Genomic DNA, 418 nt, shown 5'->3' with positions numbered 1-418 from the left:
TTCCTGACCGGTCACCGCCCCGTCAGCCCTCGGTGACCTTCGACACCCCACCGAGCACCCGGTCCACCAGCTCGTCCGCGAACGCGTGCGTCAGCGGGGCCGTTCCCATCAGCCAGCGGTACGTCAGCGGTCCCACCAGCATCTCCACCGTCAGGGGCAGGTCCGCGTCCGGCGCGAGCCCGCCGGCCTCCCGGGCCGCCCGCAACCGCTCCACGTACAGGGCCAGCTGCGGCTTCAGCAGCTGCTCGGTGAAGCGGGCGCTCAGGTCGGGGTCGGTCGCTCCGGCGGCGGTCAAGGCGCGCATGGGCGCCTCGTACTTCTCGTCGTTGAACTGGTCCACCGTCGCCCGCAGCACCGTCTTGAGGTCCGCCGCGAGGTCCCCGGTGTCCGGGAAGCCGGTCCAGCCGCCCTCGGTCTT

Annotated in this window: 1 protein-coding gene; it reads right to left on the bottom strand. The window is 72.5% G+C overall.

The window, feature by feature from the left end; genetic code table 11:
• Positions 1-22: 22 nt before the first annotated feature.
• Positions 23-418: TetR-like C-terminal domain-containing protein (locus tag G3I78_RS49260; RefSeq protein WP_203616576.1), on the bottom strand; the 396-nt coding region annotated here is incomplete at its 5' end.

This window comes from Streptomyces sp. SID13726 (genome assembly GCF_010548375.1).
Lineage (GTDB): Bacteria > Actinomycetota > Actinomycetes > Streptomycetales > Streptomycetaceae > Streptomyces.
The sequence above is the reverse complement of the archived record's forward strand: the minus strand, read 5'-3'. Positions and strand labels throughout refer to the sequence as shown.